This window comes from Rhodanobacter sp. LX-99 (assembly GCF_018599185.1).
Lineage (GTDB): Bacteria > Pseudomonadota > Gammaproteobacteria > Xanthomonadales > Rhodanobacteraceae > Rhodanobacter.
Window position 1 is genome coordinate 1250739 of record NZ_JAHFVL010000001.1, and the last position, 16241, is coordinate 1266979.

The window sequence follows — 16241 nt, forward strand, 5'->3', positions numbered from 1 at the left end:
GGGGATAGCGGGCTATTTGTTGCCGTTGCCGGCATCTTTCTTGTCACTGGGCGAACCGTTGACCAGGAACTTGCCGATCAGGTCCTCCAGCTGCATCGCGGACTGGGTCAGGATCATCTCGTCGCCGTCCTTGAGCGAGTCGGGCGAACCGCCCGGCTGGATCGCAACATACTGGCTGCCGATCAAACCGCTGGTGAACACCGCGGCGGACGAATCGTCGGGAATCGCGTCGTAGCGCTTGTCGATCGACAGCACGACCTCGGCATTCAGCTTGACCGGGTCGGCGTGCACCGACTGCACGCTGCCGATCACCACGCCGGCCATCTTCACCGGCGCGCCGGCCGAGAGCGTGCCGACGTTGGTGAAGCTTGCCTTGACCGAATAACTGCCGCCAACGTTGTCGACCACCCCGCCGGCGCCGAAGAACTTGCCGAGCATCTCCTCCAGAGGCTCGGTCGACTTGGTTCGCGCCAGCGTGCCGGCAGCCGTCACGAATTGCTTCGAGGTGCCGTACTGGATGCCCACGTACTGGTCGCCGAGCAGGCCACTGGTGAAGATGGTCGCCACCGAGTCCTGCGGGATCCGGTCGTAGCTCTTGTCGATCGACAGCCTCACGTCGGCCACGTCGTGGCCCGGCTTGAGCGTGATCGACTGCACCTGGCCGACGCGCACGCCGGCGATCTTCACCGGCGCGCGCTCCTTCAGCTGGCCGATGTTGGTGAACTGCGCGTCGACGGTGTAGCTGTCGCCCTGGTGCACGTTCGCCACCGAACTGGTCTGGGTGGCCAGGTAGGCCAGCGCGGCGAAGCCCAGCACGATGAACAGGCCGGTGCCGACGGCATACGAACTTCTCGGTTGGCTCACGGCAGAATCCTCGGAAAACGTTGGGTCATGGCAATCACATCAGGAAGGCGGTGAGGACAAAGTCCAGCGCCAGGATCGCGATCGACGAGGCGACCACGGTACGGGTGGTGGCGTAGGCCACGCCTTCGCTGGTCGGCGGCGTGGTGAAACCCTGGAACACGGCGATCAGCGACACCACCGCGCCGAACGCCAGGCTCTTCAGCAGCACGCCGTTGACGATGTCGGTATGCACGTCGACCTGGGCGGTCATGTTCGACCAGAACGTGCCGTTGTCTACCCCCAGCCAGGTCACCCCGACCAGGTGGCCGCCGAAGATCGCCATCGCGCAGAACACGCAGCACAGCAGCGGCATCGCGATCAGCCCGGCGAGGAAGCGCGGCGTGGCGACGTAGGCGATCGGGTCGACCGCCATCATCTCCATCGCGTCGATCTGGTCGGTGGCGCGCATCAGGCCGATCTCGGCGGTGATCGAGGTGCCGGCGCGCCCGGCGAACAGCAGCGCGGTCACCACCGGGCCCAGCTCGCGGTACACCGACAGCGCCACCACCATGCCGCTGGCCGAGGTGCCGCCGAAGATCGACAGCACGTGGTACAGCTGCAGCATCAGCACCATGCCGACGAACAGGCCGCAGACCATGATGATGGTCAGGCTCATCGCACCGACGAACCACAGCTGGCGGATCGTCTCGCGCACGTAGCGGAAGCTGCGCGGAATCGCCGCGAGCAGGGTCAGTAGGAACAGGCCGCAGGCGCCGATCTGCGCCAGCGACTGGCTCACCACGTTGTTGCGTTGCGGCTCGCGCACGTTCATTTCGCCGCTCCGCCAAAGCCCAATGCCTGCGCCAGATCGCCGGCCGGATACTGGAACGGCACCGGGCCGTCCGCCTCGCCGCCGAAGAACTGGCGCGTCCACGCCGAGCCGTCGTCCGCGATGGTCTTCGGGTCGCCCTGCGCCACCACCTTGCCGTTCGCGATCAGGAACACGTGGTCGGCGACCCGCTGCACGGCGGCCAGCTCGTGCGCCACCAGCACGCTGGTGATGCCGAGGGTCTGGTTGAGCGTGCGGATCAGTTTCAGCACCTGGTTCAGCGCCACCGGATCGAGCCCCACGAACGGCTCGTCGTACAGGATCAGCATCGGGTCGAACACGATCGCCCGCGCCAGCGCAACGCGACGCGCCATGCCGCCGGACAGCTCGTTCGGGGTCAGCCGCGCGGCGCCGCGCAGGCCCACCGCCTGCAGCTTCAGCAGCACCAGGCCGCGGATCAGCACTTCCGGCAGCTGCGTGTGCTGGCGCAGCGGAAACGCCACGTTCTCGAACACGTCGAAGTCGGTCAGCAGGGCCGAGTTCTGGAACAGGTAGCCGATCCCTTCGCGCAGCTTGTACAACTGCTCGCGCGACAGTTCCGCCACGTTCTCGCCATTGACACGGATCTCGCCGGCGTCGGCGCGCATCTGTCCGGTGATGTGCTTGAGCAAGGTGGTCTTGCCGGTGCCGCTGGGACCCATGATCGCGGTGACCTTGCCGCGCGGGATGTCCAGATCCAGCGCATCGAAGATGGTCTTGCCGTTGAGCACCGTGGTCAGGCCACGGATCCGCACCAGGGCGGGGTCGTCAGGCATGGTGCGAACGGGCTCGGTCATGGGCGGCGGCAGCGATGGGGAAGCGGACAAGGTAGCGGAAGCGCTGTTCGAAGGCCATGTGACGAGCACTCAGGCTCCGCCGGCAGCCAGCAGCTCGTTGATCAGCGCCTCGTGCCGTTGCCACTGCAGCGCGCTGCGCAGGCGCACCGCCCGCACGATCGCCTGCAGCCCGGCCAACGCCTCGTCGAACACGTCGTTGACCAGGATGTAGTCGAACTCGTGCGCGTGGGCGATCTCGCCGCGCGAATTGCGCAGCCGGCGCTCGATCACCTCGGCGCTGTCCGAACCGCGACCGCGCAGGCGCCGTTCGAGTTCCGCCCGCGACGGCGGCAGGATGAACACGCTGACGCAGTCGGGTTTGCTGCGGCGGATCTGCTGGGCGCCCTGCCAGTCGATCTCCAGCAGTACGTCGCGACCCTGCGCCAGCAGTTCCTGCACGGTGGTGCGCGAGGTGCCGTACAGGTTGCCGTGCACCTCGGCGTGCTCCAGGAAGATGCCTTCGGCGATCTCGCGCTCGAACTCGGCGCGCTCGACGAAGTAGTAATGCCGCCCGTACGTCTCGCCCGGCCGCGGCGGCCGCGTGGTGTGCGACACCGACAGCGAGATCGCGCCCTCGCGCTCGAGCAGCGCGTTGACCAGGGTGGACTTGCCGGCGCCGGAGGGCGCGGCGACCACGAACAGCGTGCCTTCGATCGAAGCGTTCATTCGATGTTCTGCACCTGCTCGCGCATCTGCTCGATCAGCACCTTCAGCTCGACCGCGGCATTGGTGCTGCGCGCGTCGACCGACTTGGAGCCGAGCGTGTTCGCCTCGCGGTTGAACTCCTGCATCAGGAAATCCAGCCGGCGCCCGACCGGCTCGGCCAGGCTCAGCACGCGGCGCGTCTCGCCGACGTGCGTGCTGAGCCGGTCGAGTTCCTCGTCGACGTCGGTGCGGGTGATCTGCAGCACCAGTTCCTGTTCCAGCCGGCCCGGCTCGACCGGCTGCTTCAGATCGGCCAGCCGCGTTTCCAGCCGGGTGCGCAGCGCGGCGCGGATCTCCGGCATCCAGCCGCGCACGTCGGCGACCACGCGTTCGATCGCGTCGAGCTTGTCGCGCAGGATCTCGCCCAGCTTCTCGCCCTCGCGTTCGCGCGTGGCGGTGAGCGCATCCAGCGCGCGGTCGAGCACCTCGAACAGCGCGGCCTGCTGCCTTTCCGGATCGACCTCGGCCTGCTGCATCACGCCGGGGAATCGCAACAGTTCGGTGAGCTGTACCTGCAGGCCGGGAAACAGCGCGGCCATGTCCAGGTTCAGTTCCGACAGGCGCGACAGCAGCGCGCCGTTGACCTGCAGCGAGTCGCCACGCGCCTCGCCGCCGCGCAAACGCACGGTCAGGTCGAGTTTTCCGCGCGACAGCTTCGCCGCCACGCGTTCGCGCAACTGCGATTCGAAACCGCGCAACTCGTCCGGCAGGCGCGGGCTCAGCTCCAGGTAGCGGTGGTTGACCGTGCGCAGCTCGCAACTGAGCGTGCCGGCGGGGCCGGTGGCTTCGGCACTGGCGTAGGCCGTCATGCTGCGGATCATCGGCGCCTTCCGGACATAAGGGAAAGGACGCAATGGTAAACTCTCCGGTCCAACCTTGCCCAATCCGGCCACTCCCCATGAATTCCCCCGCATGAACAACGTCCGCCGCCCCAGTGGCCGCGCCAGCGACCAGCTGCGCACCGTCAGCATCGAGCGCCACTACACCCGCCACGCCGAAGGTTCGGTGCTGGTGAGCTTCGGCGACACCCGCGTGCTGTGCACCGCCAGCATCGAGGATCGCGCCCCGGCCTGGCTGCGCGGCAAGGGCGAGGGCTGGATCACCGCCGAATACGGCATGCTGCCGCGCGCCACCAACACCCGCATGCAGCGCGAAGCGGCGCGCGGCGGCCAGGGCGGCCGCACCATGGAAATCCAGCGGCTGATCGGCCGCAGCCTGCGCGCCTGCATCAACCGCCAGGCACTCGGCGAGCGCGTGATCACGCTGGACTGCGACGTGCTGCAGGCCGACGGCGGCACCCGCACCGCGGCGATCACCGGCGCCTACGTGGCCCTGGTCGATGCGGTGAACCTGCTGATGAAACGCGAAAACCTCAAGCGCAACCCGATCGTCGGCGCGGTCGCCGCGGTGTCGGTCGGCATCTACCAGGGCGTGCCGGTGCTCGATCTGGATTACGTCGAGGACTCCGGCTGCGACACCGACATGAACGTGGTGATGAACGACGGCGGCGGCTTTATCGAGGTACAGGGCACCGCCGAAGGCCACGCGTTCCGCCGCGAAGAGATGGATGCGCTGCTGGTGCTGGCCGAGAAGGGCATCGGCGAGCTGGTCGCGGCGCAGCGCGCGGCGCTGGCGCTGTAAGCCGGGAATCGGGAATCGGGAATCGGGAATCGGCAGATGATGCAACGGGTGGTACTGGCCAGCAGCAACCGCGGCAAGCTCGCGGAGTTCAACGCATTGCTCGCCGACAGCGGATTCGAGGTGGTTGCGCAATCGAGTCTGGGCATCGCGGACGCCGAGGAAACCGGCCTCAGCTTCGTTGAGAACGCGCTGCTCAAGGCGCGCCACGCCGCCCGCGCCAGCGGCCTGCCCGCGCTGGCCGACGACTCCGGGCTGTGCGTGGCGCACCTGCGCGGCGCCCCCGGCCTGTATTCGGCGCGCTACGCCGGCGGTCACGGCGACAGCGCGGCGAACAACGCGAAGTTGCTGCGCACGCTGGACGGCGTGCCGGCGGCGCAGCGCGATGCATTCTTCATCTGCGCGCTGGCGTTGCTGCAGGACGCCGACGACCCGGCCCCGCTGATCGCCGAAGGCCGCTGGCATGGCCGCGTGCTCGACGCGCCGCGCGGCGCGAAGGGCTTCGGCTACGACCCACTGTTCCTGCCGCACGGCCAGGCGCTCAGTGCCGCCGAACTCGAACCGGCGCTGAAGAACCGCCTCAGCCACCGCGGCCAGGCGCTGGCCCTGCTGCACGAACGGTTGAGCGAACTGCGCCACGCATGAGCCTCACCGCGCCACCGCTGTCGCTGTATATCCACATGCCGTGGTGCGTGAAGAAGTGCCCGTACTGCGACTTCAACTCGCACGGCCTGCGCAGCGAGCCGCCGCCCTACGCCGACTACATCGGCCACCTGTTGGCCGACCTGGACGCCGACCGCGCCGATTTCGCCGCAGCACTCGAAGGGCGCCCGATCATCAGCATCTTTTTCGGCGGCGGCACGCCCAGCCTGTTCGCGCCGGAACTGATCGCGCGCCTGCTCGACGGCGTGCGCGAACGGCTGCCGCTGGAAGCCAACGCGGAGATCACCCTCGAAACCAACCCCGGCACGGTCGAGCACGGCCGCTTCGACGGCTATCTGGCGGCTGGCGTCAATCGCATTTCCTTCGGCGTGCAAAGTTTCGACGACGACAAGCTGAAACGGCTCGGCCGCATCCACTCGGCCAGCGAGGCGGAGGCCGCGGTGAAGTCGGCGCAGGATGCCGGCTACGCCAACATCAACCTCGACCTGATGTACGCCTTGCCGCAGCAAACGTTGGACGGCGCGCTGGCCGACGCGGAACGTGCGGTCACGTTGGCCCCCACGCACATCTCGCACTACCAGCTCACGCTGGAGCCGAACACCGCGTTCGCCGCCAACCCGCCGCCGCTGCCGGACGACGACCATGCCTGGGCGATGCAGGAAGCCTGCGAGGCGCGTCTCGCCGCCGCCGGCTACGGCCAGTACGAAATCTCCGCGTACGCACAGCCCGGGCGGCGCTGCGTGCACAACCTCAACTACTGGCAGTTCGGCGACTACCTCGGCATCGGCGCCGGCGCGCACGGCAAGCTCAGCGACGCGGCCAGCGGCCAGGTGCGCCGGCGCTGGAAGACCCGCCACCCGCGCGCCTACCTCGAAGCCGACGGCGGCCCCGCGCGGATCGGCGGCGACAACGTGGTCGGCGCCGCCGAGTTGCCGTTCGAGTACATGCTCAACGCACTGCGCCTGGTCGACGGCGTGCCGGTGGCCGCATTCGCCGAACGCACCGGCCTGCCGCCGGAACGCATTGCCGCCGCACTGGCCACGGCGCGCCGGCGCGGCTGGTTGCACGACGACCCGCAGCGGCTGCACACCACCGCGCTGGGCCAGCGATTCCTGAACGACGTGATCGGTATTTTCCTCGACTGAAAACGGCCCTCCAGGCGCCCGGCGCCCGGATGGCATAGCCGCCGCAACCGGCATAGACTTGCCGCTCCGGGGGAATTCACAGGTTCATGCATGGATGTCGGACACGATCGACGTCACTCGTCTGCGTCGCATGAGGGCGGCCGCCTCGGCGGCGCGCGCTGGCCTGCGCGCGCGCAACGCCTGCTGGAGGCCAGCTACACGCTGTGCGTGGAAGGATTGCAGGAACCCCTGCGCCGTTGCCTGAGTGAATTCGAGAAGCAGCTTTTTGCGCTGGCCGAACGTGCGCACCATGCCGGCGAACAACAGGATTGCTTCGCCAGCCGGCAACGCGTGCTGCAGGGACGCACCACCTTCGCGCAGCGTTTCATGGAACGCCTCGGCAATGCGCTCGGCGAGATCGACCGTGCCAGGACCGCGCCAGCCGCGGCCTCCGCCGGCGTAAAGCCATGGCAAACGCTGGAACTGGTCGATCCCGGCGAGCAGGAAGTCTCGATGATGCTGGAGCAGCTGGGTGCCCGCGGCGAAGTGCGCCACAGCAGCGTGCTGTACGAACTGGGCCATCGGCTCGCGGTGCTGATCGGCGCACCGCCGCTGGAAGGCCAGGCGTTGCCGCTGGGCCCGCACGCCTTGGCGCAGGCATGCCATGAAGCCGGCGTCGAACTGGAGCTGCCGCTGAAGCATCAGCTGCTGTTGCTGCAGCACTTCGACCAGTGGGTGATCCAGGCGCTGGCGCCGTTGTACGACACCATCAACGCCCACCTGCAGGGCGACGGCATCCTGCCGCAGCTGCGCAGCATTCCGATCCCGCGGCACATCGGCAAACGCTCGCGTCCCGTCGCCGGCAATCCCGAGGCGGCCAGCGAGCCGGCACCGCCCGCCGGCCACGCCGGCACGGCGCAAACCGGCGCCTCCGGCGGCGATCCGATCGAGGTGCTGGAATCCCTGCGCGACCTGCTGGCGCGGCAACGCGCCGGCCAGAGCGGCGGCACCGGACGGACGGCCAGCCGCGCCGCCACCGAACAGGAACTGCAGTCCGCGCTGGGCGCCTTGCAGCAGCACCTGGCTCAGGTCACCGACCAGGCCGGCCGCGAACTGCGCAGTGCCGCACGGCTGCGCGAGGAACTGCTGGCCCAGCTCAACTTCGGCAAGCCCGGCGACGCGCCGCGCACCCAGCTCAGCGACGAGCAGGGCGACACGGTGGAACTGGTCGCGCGGCTGTTCGAGCAGCTCGGCCATCAACTGCAGCAGGGCGGCAACGCCCACCATCTGCTCAGCGACCTGCAGTTGCCGGTGCTGCGCATGGCGGTGGCCGACCATGGCTTCTTCGAGAAGCGCGAACACCCGGCGCGCCGGTTGCTGGACACGGTGACCGCCGCGGCGAACGACTGGCTCGACGGCAGCGACGACGAGAGCAACCGGCCGCTCGCGACCAAGCTCGAACAGCTGGTCAACCGCGCCAGCCAGGAACCGCCCAGCGCCGGCCTTTACACCACGCTGCTGGCCGACATCGAGCATCACCTGGCCTTGCTCACGCGCAAGGCGCAGGCGGCCGAGCGGCGCCACGTGGAAGCGGCACAGGGACGCGAGCGGCTGGACCAGGCGCGCCATCGCGCCGGCGAGCTGATGGCCGAACGCTTCGCGCAGTCGCCGCCGCGCGGCCTGCTGCGCGCCCTGCTCGACCGCGCCTGGTCCGACGTGCTGGCGCTGACCCTGCTGCGGCACGGCGAGGACAGCGAACCGTTCCGCGCGCAGCTGGCGATCACCGACCAGCTGCTCGGCCGCCTGCCGGTGGACGACCGCCTGCAACTGCAGGTGGAAGTGGAGTCCGGCCTGCAGCAGATCGGCATGCATGCCGAAGAAGCGGTGCAGGTGGCGCAGCGCCTGCTCGGTGCCGGCAAGCCCGACCCCGCCGTGGAGCTGCCCAGCGCCACCGATCTCGCGCTGCGCCTGAAGCAGCACCAGCGGCTGGGCGAACAGCAAGCCGCCCATGAGCCCGCCAGCGGTCCCGGATCGGCCGTTGCGCCAGCGGCTGCGACGATCGACCCGCGCCAGCAGCGCATCGAGCAGCACCTGCGCGAGTTGCCGTTCGGCAGCTGGTTCGAGTTCATCGACCCGGCCACCGGGCAGATCGCCCGGCGCAAGCTGGCCTGGTACTCGCCGATGTCCGGGCGCTGCCTGCTGGTCAGCCGGCGCGGCCAGCGCGGCGAGGAAATGACCCTGGCGCAACTCGCCCATGAAGTGGCCAGCGGCCGCGTGTGCGAGGTGCCGGCGCAGCCGGAGAGCCTGCTCGACCGCGCCTGGCGCGGCCTCACCGGCAGCCTGCGCCAGGCAGCCGAGCCACGCCGTTCCACCCCGCCGGAGGCCGCGCGTCGATGAGTACCAGCAACAACCAGCGCCGCGCCGAACGCAAACGCGCCCCCGTCAACGCCATCGTCACCGACGTGATCAGCGGCCTGCCGATCGGCCACCTGGGCAACCTGTCCAGCACCGGCATGCTGCTGATCAGCGCGCAGGCGCCGCGCAGCGAAGCGCTGTACCAGGTCAGCATGACCCTGCCCGGCTCGGGCCGGATGCTGGCCCAGTCGCAGCCGATCGAAGTCGGCATCCAGGAACAGTGGCACGAGGCCGCCGCCAGTTCGGGCCAGATCTGGGCCGGCTATCGCATCGTGGCGATCACCGACGCCGACGTCGCCCGGCTCGAGAGCTGGCTGGCGCAGGACTGACGCCGCGCCAGGCGCTTCACTGGCGATCGCAGCGCACGCGCGTCATCATGGGCGTCTGCTTTCCCTTCCCCAGTTCACCACGGGCTGTACCGGCCCTGCGCGGAGGCCGCCAGCGGCGGCCACGGCACACGCAGACGATCCGGCAGCAGGGCAGCCCGCCGTCGAGGAATCACCATGCACGATCAACTCGCCTCGCTGTACCCGCACCACCTGGCCACCGTGCGCGAACGCGCCGACAAGGCTATGGCGCTGGGCGGTTTCGACCACCTGCTGATCGCCGCGGGCACGCCGCTGCGCAAGTTCCTCGACGACCAGGACTACCCGTTCGTGGTCAGCCCGCACTTCAAGCACTGGCTGCCGCTGACCGACGCGCCCGGCAGCTGGATCGCCTACACCCCGGGGACGAAGCCGAAGCTGGTGTTCGTGCAGCCGCACGACTACTGGCACGTGGTGCCGGAAGCGCCGCACGGCTACTGGGTCGAGCACTTCGACATCGTCATCGTGCGCAGCGCGGCGGAAGCCATCGCGCAGCTGCCGGCCGGCAAGCGCGCGGTGATCGCACCGGCCTGCCCCGGCATCGACGGCGTGGAGGCCAACAACCCGCCGCCGGTGCTCGACTACCTGCACTGGCACCGCTCGTACAAGACCCCGTACGAACTGGCGCTGATGCGCGAGGCCAGCCGCCTCGGCACGCGCGCGCACCGCGCCGCCGAGGCCGCGTTCCGCGCCGGCGAGAGCGAGTTCGGCATCCACCTGGCCTATCTCGCCGCCGCGCGCCAGATCGATGCCGAATTGCCCTACGCCAGCATCGTCGGCCTGAACGAACACGGCGCTGTGCTGCACTACACGAATTTCGACCGCACGCCGCCCGCGCACAGCCGTTCGTTCCTGATCGACGCCGGCGCCAGCGCCGCCGGCTACGCCAGCGACATCACACGCACCTATGCCGCGCCGCAGGCCGCCGAATTCCAGGCGCTGATCGACAGCGTCGACGCCGCCCAGCAGGGTTTCGTAGCGAAGGTGCGCGCCGGGCAGAGCTACCCCGAGCTGCACATCCACGCCCACCACGTGCTGGCCGGCGTGCTGCGCGAGCACGGCTTCGTCCGCATGAGCGCGGAGAGCGCGGTCGAGTCCGGCGTCAGCAGCGCGTTCTTCCCGCACGGCCTCGGCCACCCGATCGGCCTGCAGGTGCACGACGTCGCCGGCTTCCAGCAGAGCGACCGCGGCGGCACGATCGCGCGTCCGGACGGCCATCCGTATCTACGCATGACCCGCGTGCTCGAACCGGGCATGGTGGTGACGATCGAGCCGGGCCTGTACTTCATCGACATGCTGCTGGCCGAACTGCGCGACAAGCCGTTCGCCGGCGACATCGACTGGGCGAAGGTCGACGCGTTCCGCCAGTACGGCGGCATCCGCATCGAGGATGACGTGGTGTGCACCGACGGAGCCCCGGAAAACCTCACCCGCGACGCGTTCGCGCTGAGCTGAGCTGAGAGGGTTTTTCGCTCTTGGTTGCTTCAAGAGAAAATGCCCCGCGCAAACGATCGAACGTCCCGCTCTTCAGCCATCAAGGTTGAGCGGAGCCAGCGAGACGCCGCTGCGACATTCGTCCACACCGCGCCCACATCCGCGCGGCGTATGCTGACGGGCAGGCAATGCAAGGATTCGTCGCATGTCCCGTTCCGCGGTCTCCAACGCTCCGCCCGAAAGCTTCAGCGCACCGCGACGGCCGCTGCGGCGGCTGACGCTTGAACTGTTCGGCATCGTCGCGCTGAAGATCGCGGCGCTCACCTTGATCTGGTGGGTGGTGTTCGCGCCGCAGCCGAAACCCGACGTCAGCCCGGCTGCGATCGCACAGCGGCTGGCCCCCGCCTCGCACGCGCCGCCGGAAGCCCAGCCATGATCCTGATCGACGCCGATGTCGTCACGCTGTCACGCCTGCAGTTCGCGCTGACCGCGCTGTACCACTTCTTGTTCGTGCCGCTGACGCTGGGGCTGGTGTGGATGCTGGCGATCATGGAGAGCGTCTACGTGATGACCGGGCGCGAGGTATGGAAGCGCATGGTGCAGTTCTGGGGCGTGCTTTTCGGCATCAACTTCGCGATGGGCGTGGCCACCGGGGTGACGATGGAGTTCCAGTTCGGCATGAACTGGGCGTACTACTCGCACTACGTCGGCGACATCTTCGGCGCGCCGCTGGCGATCGAGGGGCTGATGGCGTTCTTCCTGGAAGCCACCCTGATCGGCGTGTTCTTCATGGGCTGGGAGCGCATCTCGCGCATCAAGCACCTGCTGGTGACGTGGTTCCTCGCGCTGGCCACCAGCCTGTCGGCGCTGTGGATCCTGATCGCGAATGCGTGGATGCAGCATCCGGTCGGTTCCGAATTCAATCCGGCGACGATGCGCATGGAAGTGACCTCGTTCTCCGAGGTGTTCTTCAATCCGGTGGCGCAGGAGAAATTCGTGCACACGGTGAGCGCCGGCTACGTGCTGGGCGCGATGTTCGTGCTGTCGATCAGCGCGTGGTACCTGCTGCGCGGGCGCAACGTGGATTTCGCCAAGCGCTCGATGACGGTGGCGGCGAGCTTCGGGCTGGCGGCGGCGTTGTCGGTGGTGGTGCTCGGTGACGCGTCCGGCTACACCGTGTCGCTCAACCAGAAGATGAAGATGGCGGCGATCGAGGCGATGTGGCACACCGAGCCGGCGCCGGCTTCGTTCACCCTGTTCGGCGTTCCCGACGTGGCCCAGCGCACCACCCATTTCGCGGTGAAGATTCCCTGGGTGATGGGCCTGATCGGCACCCGTTCGCTCGACGAAACGATGCCCGGCATCGCGGAACTGGTGGATGCCGCCAAGGGCCGCATCGGCAACGGCATCCAGGCCTATGACGCGATGCTGATGCTGCGCCAGGACAAGGACAACGCGCAGGCGAAGGCCACGCTGGCCGCGCACGACAAGGATCTGGGTTATGCGCTGCTGCTGAAGAAATATGTCGACGACCCGCGCCAGGCCACGCCGGCGGACATCCAGAAGGCCGCCGACAGCACGATCCCGAACGTGCCGGTGCTGTTCTGGGCATTCCGCATCATGGTCGGCTGCGGCTTCTATTTCATCGCCCTGTTCGCGTTCTCGTTCTGGAAGGCCAGCACGCGCACGCTGGACAGCCAACGCTGGTATCTGCGCCTGGCGCTGTGGAGCCTGCCGCTGCCGTGGATCGCGATCGAGCTGGGCTGGATCGTGGCCGAATACGGCCGACAGCCATGGGCGATCGAGGGCGTGCTGCCGACGGCTCTGGGCGTGTCGTCGGTGAGCGCCGGCCAGGTGCTGACGTCGCTCGGCGGCTTCGTGTTTTTCTACACCGCGCTGGCGATCGTCGACGTGTTTCTGATGCTGAAGTTCGTGCGCAAGGGACCGGACGGGCTGGGCATCTGGCCGCAAAGCAATCCCCCTCCCCCATTGGGAGAGGGTTGGGGTGAGGGTTCGGTCGGAGCGAACCCATGAATACTTGCCCAACCATCCGGATTGCTCTTTCGCTGTGTTTTTCCGCCAGCCCGAACCCTCACCCCCAACCCCTCTCCCAATGGGAGAGGGGAGCTTATTGAGGATATCGCCATGTTCGACTACGCCACGCTGCGGGTGATCTGGTGGGCCTTGCTCGGCACGCTGCTGATCGGCTTCGCGATCATGGACGGCTTCGACTTCGGCGTCGCCGGCCTGTTGAAAGTGCTGGGCCGCGACAACGAGGAACGCAAGGTATTGCTGGAAGGCATCGAACCGACCTGGGAGGGCAACCAGGTATGGTTCATCGTGGCCGGCGGCGCGACGTTCGCGGCGTGGCCGATGCTTTACGCGGTGTCGTTTTCCGGCATGTACTTCGCCATCGCGCTGGTGCTGCTGGCGCTGATCCTGCGCCCGGTCGGCTTCAACTTCCGCGGCAAGATCCACGACCCGCGCTGGGCTTCGCTGTGGGATTGGGTGCTCACCGGCTCCGGGCTGGCGGTGATGCTGGTGGCCGGCATCGCATTCGGCAACCTGTTCCTCGGGCTGCCGTTCCGCTTCGACGACGACCTGCGCATGAACTGGCACGGCGGCTTCCTCGACTTGCTGCATCCCTTCGCGCTGCTGTGCGGGCTGGTCTCGCTCGGCATGCTGCTGGCGCACGGCGCCTGCTTCGCCGCGCTGAAGGCCGACCACGCCATCGCGGTGCGCGCGGTGGCGATCGCGCGCTGGACGACCCTGGCGTTTGCCGCGCTGTACGTGCTGGCCGGCGTGTGGCTGGCCTACGGCATCCCCGGCTACGCGATCACCGGCCCGGCGGTGACCGAGGGCGTTTCCAATCCGCTGTACAAGCAGGTCGCCCACGGCAGCAGCTGGTTTGCCGGCTACATGCAGTATCCGTGGTTCTGGGCTGCGCCACTGCTGGCGCTGGCCGCGGCGGTCGGCGTGCAGGCGCTGGTCGGCCGGCGCAGCGTGGCCGGTTTCGTCGCCAGCAGCCTGATGGTGGGCGGCACGATCGCCTCGGCCGGCTTCGCGCTGTTTCCGTTCCTGCTGCCGTCCAGTCTCGACCCGCATTCCAGCCTCACCGTGTGGGACGCCTCGTCGAGCCGCGGCACGCTGCAATTGATGCTGGTGGTTACCGCCGTGCTGTTGCCGATCGTCATCCTCTACACCGGTTGGGTGTACCGGGTGATGCGCGGACGGGTCACGCTGGAGCAGGTGCGCAAGGCGCATGGCGGTTATTGAAGGGAGTGCGGACCGATGTGGTATTTCTCATGGATCCTCGGGCTGGGCCTGGCCTGCGCCTTCGCGATCCTCAATGCGATGTGGTACGAAGTGCACGCCACCGACGAGGCAAACCGCCTGCGTGACGATTCGGAGCTGCCGGACGAATTGACCTAGCGCCCGGCCAGCAACGCCTCGATCGCCTCGGCCTCTTTCGGCACGGCCGCGGTCAGCACCTCGTTGCCGTCGCGGGTCACCGCCACGTCGTCCTCGATGCGGATGCCGATGCCACGCCAGCGCTCGGCCACCGAGCGGTCGTCCGGCGGCACGTACAGGCCCGGCTCCACCGTCAGCACCATGTCCGGTTCGAGCAGGCGCGATTCGCCGTCGACCCGGTAGTCGCCCACGTCGTGCACGTCCAGCCCCAGCCAATGGCCGGTCTTGGCCGGAAAGTAGCGCCGGTAGCTGCCGTCGGCGATCGCCGTGTCGGCATCGCCCTTGAGCAGGCCGAGCTCGCACAGGCCTTCGGCCAGCACGCGCACCGCTGCCGTGTGCGCGGCGCCGAACGGCCGCCCCGGGCGCACCTCGTCGATCGCCGCCAGCTGCGCGGCCAGCACCACTTCGTACAGCGCGCGCTGCTCGCGGCTGTAGCGGCCGTTGACCGGGAACGTGCGGCTGATGTCGGACGCGTAGCAGTCCAGTTCGGCGCCGGCGTCGATCAGCAGCAGCTCGCCGTCGCGCAACGTCGCGCGGTTGCTCTGATAGTGCATCACGCAGGCATTCGCGCCGCCGGCGACGATCGGCGCGAACGCCGGCACCGCGCCGCAGCTGCGCACCACGCGCAGCAGTTCGGCTTCCACCTCGTACTCGTGGCGCCCCGGCACGGCGACCTGCATCGCGGCCAGGTGCGCGTCCACCGCGATCGCCGCGGACGCGCGCATCAGCTTCAGTTCGGCGCGCGACTTGTACAGGCGCAGATCGTGCAGCAAGTGGCCAAGCGCCACGAATTCCTTCGGCACCACGCCGCCGCCGCGCAACTGGCGCAGGCGGCGCATCCAGCCGAGCAGTTGCGCGTCGAACGCCGGCTCGCGGCCGAAGTGGCAGTACACCCGGCCGCGGCCCTCGATCATGCCGGGCAGGATGTCGTCGATGTCCTCGATCGGGAACGCGTCGTCCATGCCGTAGTCGGCCACCGCCCGTTCGGTGCCGATCGACTGGCCGTGCCAGCGCTCGCGCTCGGGATCGTGCTCGCGGCAGAACAGCACCGCCTCGCCATGCCGGCGCCCCGGCAGCAGCGCCAGCACCGCATCGGTCTCGGGAAAGCCGGCGAGGTAATGGAAGTCCGAATCCTGCCGGTACGGCCACGCCGCATCGGCATTGCGCATGCGCTCGGGCGCGGCGGCGACCAGCAACACCGCGTCTTCGCCGGCCATCTGCATCAGCTGACGCCGGCGCCGCGCGAATTCGTCCGGGCCGATCGCCAGCGCGGCCAGTTTCGGGGCGCTCGGGATCAATGCACGGTGCCACTGGCGGACGGGCCGGGCGCGGCGCATTCGGTGTGCAGCAGCATCGCGGCAACGCGCACGAATTCCTGCACCTCGATCAGCGCGTCCTCGTCCTCATCCTCGCTGCCGAAATCGAACGAGGACGCAGCAATCGTACCGAGATCGCGCAGCACCTCCTGCGCCTCGTCCGACAGCTGCGCATGCGCCGCCGTGCCGGCCAGGCCGAAGCCGCCGAGGAAGCCGCGGCACCAGTCGACCATCGCCTCGGCGCGTTCTTCCAGCGGACGGTCGTCCTCCGGCAACAGCGGTTCGAAGCCCAGCTCGGGGTCGGCCAGCTCGGTTTCGCTCTGCCGGGCCAGCCGGTCCAGCAAGGCCAGGTCATCTGCGGAGGGATCGCTTGCCTCGCCGTCGAGTTGCAGCGCGGCCAGCACGGACGTGCCGCGCAACGAGCCGCCGCCGGCCAGGTAGCCGCACAGCGAGCCATGCAATTCGCTGGCCTCGGTGCCCAGGCGCAGGCGCGTGATCAGCGCGTCGATGTCGTCGTGGCCCACCAGCCCGGGTGCCGTCATGGCGATGCTCCTTCAAGGAAT

17 protein-coding genes are annotated in these 16241 nt (G+C 68.7%); 10 read left to right on the forward strand and 7 right to left on the reverse strand.

From position 1 onward, the window contains the following. Window positions 1-12: 12 nt before the first annotated feature. From mlaD to KK131_RS05985, 5 genes are all read right to left on the reverse strand, one after another. Window positions 13-864 carry an outer membrane lipid asymmetry maintenance protein MlaD gene (gene mlaD, locus KK131_RS05965; protein WP_214555768.1) on the reverse strand — a complete coding sequence of 284 codons (852 nt, stop codon included), beginning with the start codon at window positions 862-864 and terminating at the stop codon, window positions 13-15. 34 nt (window positions 865-898) lie between these two features. Next, complete coding sequence (mlaE, locus tag KK131_RS05970) at window positions 899-1675, reverse strand: lipid asymmetry maintenance ABC transporter permease subunit MlaE (protein WP_214555769.1); 777 nt, start codon at window positions 1673-1675, stop codon at window positions 899-901. Further along, a complete protein-coding gene (locus tag KK131_RS05975) occupies window positions 1672-2508 on the reverse strand; it encodes an ATP-binding cassette domain-containing protein (protein WP_214555770.1) in 837 nt (278 codons plus the stop codon). Before KK131_RS05975 ends, mlaE begins: the two co-directional genes overlap by 4 nt. 69 nt (window positions 2509-2577) lie before the next feature. Further along, window positions 2578-3213: a guanylate kinase gene (gene gmk / locus KK131_RS05980; protein ID WP_214555771.1), complete on the reverse strand. Its 636-nt coding sequence runs from the start codon at window positions 3211-3213 to the stop codon at window positions 2578-2580. Then, a complete protein-coding gene (locus KK131_RS05985) occupies window positions 3210-4073 on the reverse strand; it encodes a YicC/YloC family endoribonuclease (protein ID WP_214555772.1) in 864 nt (287 codons plus the stop codon). Before KK131_RS05985 ends, gmk begins: the two co-directional genes overlap by 4 nt. A 91-nt stretch (window positions 4074-4164) precedes the next feature. Between KK131_RS05985 and rph the strand changes: the two genes are divergently transcribed. From rph to cydX, 10 genes are all read left to right on the forward strand, one after another. Next, window positions 4165-4893 carry a ribonuclease PH gene (rph, locus tag KK131_RS05990; protein ID WP_214555773.1) on the forward strand — a complete coding sequence of 243 codons (729 nt, stop codon included), beginning with the start codon at window positions 4165-4167 and terminating at the stop codon, window positions 4891-4893. A 39-nt stretch (window positions 4894-4932) separates the two neighbouring features. Beyond that, entirely contained in the window at window positions 4933-5535 is a 603-nt protein-coding gene (rdgB, locus tag KK131_RS05995; protein ID WP_214556660.1) for an RdgB/HAM1 family non-canonical purine NTP pyrophosphatase, read from the forward strand. After that, the gene (gene hemW / locus KK131_RS06000; protein WP_214555774.1) at window positions 5532-6698 is read left to right on the forward strand and encodes a radical SAM family heme chaperone HemW; all 1167 of its coding nucleotides are present in this window, start codon (window positions 5532-5534) and stop codon (window positions 6696-6698) included. Before rdgB ends, hemW begins: the two co-directional genes overlap by 4 nt. Before the next feature lie 90 nt (window positions 6699-6788). Continuing rightward, on the forward strand, window positions 6789-9074 hold the full coding sequence (locus KK131_RS06005) for a DUF1631 family protein (protein WP_214555775.1): 2286 nt from the start codon (window positions 6789-6791) through the stop codon (window positions 9072-9074). Next, complete coding sequence (locus KK131_RS06010) at window positions 9071-9421, forward strand: PilZ domain-containing protein (RefSeq protein ID WP_214555776.1); 351 nt, start codon at window positions 9071-9073, stop codon at window positions 9419-9421. The genes KK131_RS06005 and KK131_RS06010 overlap by 4 nt, the downstream gene beginning before the upstream one ends. 174 nt (window positions 9422-9595) lie before the next feature. Beyond that, window positions 9596-10912 (forward strand): Xaa-Pro dipeptidase, encoded by a 1317-nt coding sequence (pepQ, locus tag KK131_RS06015; protein WP_214555777.1) that lies wholly within the window; start codon window positions 9596-9598, stop codon window positions 10910-10912. Between the two features lie 184 nt (window positions 10913-11096). Continuing rightward, a complete protein-coding gene (cydP, locus tag KK131_RS06020; protein WP_214555778.1) occupies window positions 11097-11327 on the forward strand; it encodes a cytochrome oxidase putative small subunit CydP in 231 nt (76 codons plus the stop codon). Next, a complete protein-coding gene (locus KK131_RS06025; RefSeq protein ID WP_250887048.1) occupies window positions 11324-12925 on the forward strand; it encodes a cytochrome ubiquinol oxidase subunit I in 1602 nt (533 codons plus the stop codon). Before cydP ends, KK131_RS06025 begins: the two co-directional genes overlap by 4 nt. A gap of 111 nt (window positions 12926-13036) precedes the next feature. Then, window positions 13037-14167: a cytochrome d ubiquinol oxidase subunit II gene (gene cydB, locus KK131_RS06030; RefSeq protein ID WP_214555779.1), complete on the forward strand. Its 1131-nt coding sequence runs from the start codon at window positions 13037-13039 to the stop codon at window positions 14165-14167. 15 nt (window positions 14168-14182) lie between these two features. Then, window positions 14183-14323 carry a cytochrome bd-I oxidase subunit CydX gene (gene cydX, locus KK131_RS06035; protein WP_214555780.1) on the forward strand — a complete coding sequence of 47 codons (141 nt, stop codon included), beginning with the start codon at window positions 14183-14185 and terminating at the stop codon, window positions 14321-14323. Here the strand turns inward: cydX and KK131_RS06040 are convergent. Both KK131_RS06040 and KK131_RS06045 read right to left on the reverse strand, forming a co-directional pair. Further along, entirely contained in the window at window positions 14320-15660 is a 1341-nt protein-coding gene (locus KK131_RS06040; protein WP_214555781.1) for an aminopeptidase P N-terminal domain-containing protein, read from the reverse strand. The genes cydX and KK131_RS06040 overlap by 4 nt on opposite strands. Beyond that, entirely contained in the window at window positions 15657-16220 is a 564-nt protein-coding gene (locus KK131_RS06045) for a UPF0149 family protein (RefSeq protein WP_214555782.1), read from the reverse strand. Before KK131_RS06045 ends, KK131_RS06040 begins: the two co-directional genes overlap by 4 nt. Window positions 16221-16241 lie beyond the last annotated feature (21 nt).

Excerpts from the sequence above, each read along its gene's own strand:
- mlaE (WP_214555769.1), bottom strand. The coding sequence starts at position 1,675 with ATGAACGTGCGCGAGCCGCAACGCAACAACGTGGTGAGCCAGTCGCTG.
- KK131_RS05975 (WP_214555770.1), bottom strand. The coding sequence starts at position 2,508 with ATGACCGAGCCCGTTCGCACCATGCCTGACGACCCCGCCCTGGTGCGG.
- gmk (WP_214555771.1), bottom strand. The coding sequence starts at position 3,213 with ATGAACGCTTCGATCGAAGGCACGCTGTTCGTGGTCGCCGCGCCCTCC.
- KK131_RS05985 (WP_214555772.1), bottom strand. The coding sequence starts at position 4,073 with ATGATCCGCAGCATGACGGCCTACGCCAGTGCCGAAGCCACCGGCCCC.
- rph (WP_214555773.1), top strand. The coding sequence starts at position 4,165 with ATGAACAACGTCCGCCGCCCCAGTGGCCGCGCCAGCGACCAGCTGCGC.
- rdgB (WP_214556660.1), top strand. The coding sequence starts at position 4,933 with ATGCAACGGGTGGTACTGGCCAGCAGCAACCGCGGCAAGCTCGCGGAG.
- hemW (WP_214555774.1), top strand. The coding sequence starts at position 5,532 with ATGAGCCTCACCGCGCCACCGCTGTCGCTGTATATCCACATGCCGTGG.
- KK131_RS06005 (WP_214555775.1), top strand. The coding sequence starts at position 6,789 with ATGGATGTCGGACACGATCGACGTCACTCGTCTGCGTCGCATGAGGGC.
- KK131_RS06010 (WP_214555776.1), top strand. The coding sequence starts at position 9,071 with ATGAGTACCAGCAACAACCAGCGCCGCGCCGAACGCAAACGCGCCCCC.
- pepQ (WP_214555777.1), top strand. The coding sequence starts at position 9,596 with ATGCACGATCAACTCGCCTCGCTGTACCCGCACCACCTGGCCACCGTG.
- cydP (WP_214555778.1), top strand. The coding sequence starts at position 11,097 with ATGTCCCGTTCCGCGGTCTCCAACGCTCCGCCCGAAAGCTTCAGCGCA.
- KK131_RS06025 (WP_250887048.1), top strand. The coding sequence starts at position 11,324 with ATGATCCTGATCGACGCCGATGTCGTCACGCTGTCACGCCTGCAGTTC.
- cydB (WP_214555779.1), top strand. The coding sequence starts at position 13,037 with ATGTTCGACTACGCCACGCTGCGGGTGATCTGGTGGGCCTTGCTCGGC.
- cydX (WP_214555780.1), top strand. The coding sequence starts at position 14,183 with ATGTGGTATTTCTCATGGATCCTCGGGCTGGGCCTGGCCTGCGCCTTC.
- KK131_RS06045 (WP_214555782.1), bottom strand. The coding sequence starts at position 16,220 with ATGACGGCACCCGGGCTGGTGGGCCACGACGACATCGACGCGCTGATC.